This window comes from Loktanella sp. DJP18 (assembly GCF_049310965.1).
GTDB lineage: Bacteria > Pseudomonadota > Alphaproteobacteria > Rhodobacterales > Rhodobacteraceae > Loktanella.
Genome location: NZ_JBMERN010000225.1, coordinates 1 through 3,523, shown reverse-complemented (window position 1 = coordinate 3,523; position 3,523 = coordinate 1). Strand labels below are relative to the sequence as shown.

3 protein-coding genes and 2 pseudogenes are annotated in these 3,523 nt (G+C 54.5%); 2 read left to right on the top strand and 3 right to left on the bottom strand.

What is annotated here, in order from left to right; all coding sequences use genetic code 11:
• Positions 1-451: pseudogene (locus tag ACOI1H_RS24255) on the top strand (IS5 family transposase); the annotation flags it as partial.
• 664 nt (positions 452-1,115) lie between these two features.
• Positions 1,116-1,862, top strand: coding sequence for a Crp/Fnr family transcriptional regulator (locus tag ACOI1H_RS24250; RefSeq protein ID WP_422440782.1), 747 nt, complete (start codon positions 1,116-1,118; stop codon positions 1,860-1,862).
• Between the two features lie 155 nt (positions 1,863-2,017).
• Here ACOI1H_RS24250 and ACOI1H_RS24245 read toward each other — a convergent pair whose 3' ends face one another.
• The 3 genes and pseudogenes from ACOI1H_RS24245 to ACOI1H_RS24235 form a co-directional block, all read right to left on the bottom strand.
• Positions 2,018-2,404, bottom strand: coding sequence for a YidH family protein (locus ACOI1H_RS24245; RefSeq protein ID WP_422440781.1), 387 nt, complete (start codon positions 2,402-2,404; stop codon positions 2,018-2,020).
• The gene (locus ACOI1H_RS24240) at positions 2,397-2,984 is read right to left on the bottom strand and encodes a DUF421 domain-containing protein (RefSeq protein ID WP_422440779.1); all 588 of its coding nucleotides are present in this window, start codon (positions 2,982-2,984) and stop codon (positions 2,397-2,399) included. The genes ACOI1H_RS24245 and ACOI1H_RS24240 overlap by 8 nt, the downstream gene beginning before the upstream one ends.
• Positions 2,985-3,111: 127 nt before the next feature.
• Positions 3,112-3,523: pseudogene (locus tag ACOI1H_RS24235) on the bottom strand (hypothetical protein); the annotation flags it as partial.

The following is a 3,523-nucleotide window of genomic DNA, read 5'->3' as shown; positions in this document are numbered from 1 at the left end:
GCAGTCGAGATTACGGGCAGCAACACCGGGGATGCACCGATGCTACCTCATCTACTCAACCAGATCCCGCACGATCAGGAGATTGGCAGCGTGACCGCGGATGGCGCATACGACACGCGCCGATGCCATAACGCCATCGCCGATCGTGGAGCCTCTGCGGTCATCCCACCGCGCAAAAATCCCCAGCCATGGAAGCCAACCACTGCCGGTGCCATCGCCAGGAACGACGCGCTGCGCGCATCAAGATATCCGGGTCGGGCGCTCTGGCGGAACGGGAGCGGATACAACTGCGCGGCCCCGCGTCGAGACAAAGATGCACTGCGTGAAACTGTTGGGCCAGCGCCTCATGGCGCGCGATTTCGACCGCCAGGTCGCAGAGGTTCAGGTGTGCGTTGCGATCCTGAACGGCTACACCGCCCTCGGCATCCCTGTCACAGAAACCGTGGGATGAATTCGTCCGGGGGAAGGAGAGAGCCGTCCATCAGCTGATTTGCGCATGTATGGATGCCCCCATTGGTGCAAGTGATTTTTGAACGGTTCGAGCGTGTGATCGGGTGCGGTCATGTATCAGGCCTCTGTGTGCGGCTCTGATGTGACCGCGGACAGGTCATGGCGATGCGCGGACCAGAAGCATATCAACAAACCGAGCTCTGAGGCTCCTGCACAAATACTGCTTTCTCTGACCCGGATCTGATCGATCCTTTGCCCTTACTGTTCAGTGACCTCCTGACACTCCCAACTTACCGGGACGTCGTGACGCGCAATCTTCGCTACGCCATCGTCGCCGCCGGATGCCGGTAGTCCTCTTGCTTCGTCATCATGGCCCAGAGGCCACGCGCCATCTTATTGGCCACCGCGATGGCGGCAACCATGCGTGGCTTGCGGGTCAGCAGGCGCTTCAGCCAGCCATTGGTCGGGGTGTCGAACCGTTGATGGCTTCAACACTCATCATAGTGGCACATTGCGATGCCGTCGGGAGGGGGCATCCACGCCATCAACAGAGTCTGCTCGTTGCGCCAGACAATCGAACCATTGCCATCACGCCTACAAATCTGGTTTAAGGAATTGATCAAGACACCGCTCATGAAGCCGGCGCAAGGATATCGTAAAAATAGATGTCACAATCTGTTCAAAGCGCGTTTCTCACACGACTGTCGCGTATTCTCGACCTTACCGTCTCTGAACGTCTCGCATTGGAGGACCTGGAAGCGCGTACCGAGGATCGTCGGAGCCACTCTGAGGTATTCGACAGCGGCCGCCATGATGATCGCATTGCAATTTTGCGTTCAGGATGGGCTACCGCTCAAGTCCATTCGGACCACGACAAAATAACAATCACGCATATTTATATGGCTGGAGACCTGATTGGCTTTAACGATTTGGGGTTTGCGTCGCCACCCCATGTGTCCGTCATGCATACAGTCGGATCAGTCGCAATATTAAGCAGGGAAAAGTTATTTGCGATGGCCTCCGATCATCCACGCGTCTTCAACATGATGTGGGCGTTGTCCAACATAGAAACCCGGGTCTTGCAGGATCGCATGCACGCCATTGCGCGGTTTGCCGCGCAGGATCGTCTGATGCATTTTATCTTGGCGCTAAAGGCTAAAATTGACTATGCAAGCCTGCTAAAGTCAGATCGTCTTCCCTTACCATTTTCGCAGCGTGAAGTTGGCGACTCCTTGGGCCTCACCGCGGTGTATGTGAACCGCATATTGCGAAATCTGGAAAAGTCAGGAAGTCTGACACGCTCACGCTCTTACGTCAAAATTCACGATTGGAGAACTTGGGAAGAACGGGTGCAGTTTCGCAATCGCTATGCCGAATTTGATCCGAGGCTGGTCAGCGCATCTAATAAGTAGCCTATCATTGCGGCGCAGCGAACCGGATTAAAAATTGGCGTCTGCAGCACGCTTATGAATATCGTAATCAAGCAGCATATAAAATCGGGTAGAGATTTTACGTGTTAAGAAAAGTAGCCTCGGAAAGCGGCCCTTAGGAAACTAAGTTCGATACCTCAAAGAAGAAAGAGGATAATTCCCGTTGCTACCGCAGCGATTGTTAGAATAATTGCCAGCCACGTCATATGTCGACTCGATTGCGCTTCCACATCGTGATCCTTCATCCTCCGCCGTGCTTTTCGGCAATTGAGGACGGCAGTCCAGAATATGATTACCCCTGCCAAGACAAATATCTCGGCTACACATTTTGCAATTATTGGATAAGTTGTATCTTTAAAGACGGCTTTCAGGCCGAGAGCCAAGGCGATGGAGGCCATACCGGTTCGCATCCAGCCCGCGAAGGTCCGCTCGTTTGCGAGCATGGTGCGATCTTCTGCCCATGCCGTCCGGGTATCAGCCATTTCGGTGGAGTCCGGATCTTCGGATAAGTCGCTATCAGGCATTCACGTGACCCCTTACCTTCGCCGGTGTGTCAGCGTTAGTCGCAAGAACATCCTTCGTACCTGCAACGTGATAAAGCATGTTCGGATCGCTGAGGGGTTGGTCTGCGCCGATGACGCTGAGTGTAGAGTTGGTTTCCAGGATGACCCACTGGACATCTTCGATGCGGCTATAACCCGCCTGACGGACGGCCGCGTGGATCTCTGCCTTGGTCATACGCTCGGCGCTGATTGCATCCATCAGAATGACACCGCGGTGCAGCAGCAACGTCGGCTCTGATTTGACGATCTTTGTCGCGGTGTCGGATCGTATCACAACCGAGGTGAGAATCCATTGCAACGCGAGTAATGTGTAAATGGCTGCCGCGCTTTCGACGACCGTGACGTCGGATAACAGTACACCGGATGCCATCAATGACCCAATGGCGACCGTGACGATCCAATCGAAATTGTTCATCTGTGACGTTGAACGTTTGCCGAACATACGCACGGCAGCAACGACGGCCAGGTACAATATGGCTGCAGCAAATACTGTCCGGAGCAGCCCGCCCATACCGTCATAGAGAAGAGGATCATCAAACATCGTTCAGTATTTGGCTTTGGTTGGGGCAGTGCCTGTGTTCATGGGATCGGAGAATTTTTATCGGGCAGATCACCCGCTACAAGCGTGGCGGGTGATCGCAGTTTTTGCGACAGGTCGTCCGACCGTGTCAGGTGGACGGCTTGCCCAGATCCTGATTGCTGGCTTCGTCCCGGGTTGTTTCAGCCACCTTGGTTGCAGCAGATTTAACTTCCTCAGCTGACGATTTGACGTTGTCCGAGATCGTATCCGAGACATTGGTAGCCTGCATTTTTGCCTCCTTGACGCCTTCATCGGCAACGGTTTCCAGCTTGCCTTTCTCTTCGTCGTAGATGCGCTCCGCCTCAGCAAAAAGTTGATCGCGTTGTGCACCCATAGCATCGTCTTCAAAGTCCGTCCGCGGCGCAATGGCACCGATTGCGGTTCCAATGGCCAATCCCAGAGCACCAATCACAAGTGGTTGTCTGTCGTAGAAGTCAGCGAGCTGACTGCCCCCCTCTTGGGCGGCGTCATACACCTGGTCATAGGCCTCCGTAGCTTGC